The organism is Caviibacter abscessus (assembly GCF_001517835.1).
Classification (GTDB): domain Bacteria; phylum Fusobacteriota; class Fusobacteriia; order Fusobacteriales; family Leptotrichiaceae; genus Caviibacter; species Caviibacter abscessus.
In genome coordinates, this window is sequence record NZ_LOQG01000020.1 from 1 (window position 1) to 436 (window position 436).

General features: G+C 43.1%; 1 protein-coding gene. It reads left to right on the forward strand.

Annotated features, from left to right (window positions below):
* The coding region (locus AWT63_RS03240; RefSeq protein ID WP_269431479.1) for an EF-Tu/IF-2/RF-3 family GTPase at window positions 1-436 on the forward strand (436 nt) is incomplete at both ends.

Here is a 436-nt window from a genome sequence, read left to right on the forward strand (position 1 = left end):
GGGGGGGGGGGGGGGGGGGGGGGGGGGGGGGGGGGGGGGGGGGGGGGGGGGGGGGGTTACAAAGAATAAAAGCATTTGATGAATATATTCCAACACCAGAAAGACCAGTAGATCAACCATTCCTAATGCCAATAGAAGATGTAATGACAATAACAGGAAGAGGAACAGTAGTAACAGGAAGAATTGAAAGAGGAATAGTAAAGGTTGGAGAAGAAGTAGAGATAGTAGGGATAAAGGATACAGCAAAGACAACAGTAACAGGGATAGAAATGTTTAGAAAACTGTTAGATCAAGGAGAAGCAGGAGATAATGTAGGAGCATTATTAAGAGGAATAAAGAAAGAAGAAGTAGAAAGAGGACAAGTATTAGCGAAACCAGGATCAATAACACCACATACAGAATTTAAGGGAGAAATCTACGTATTGACAAAAGAAGA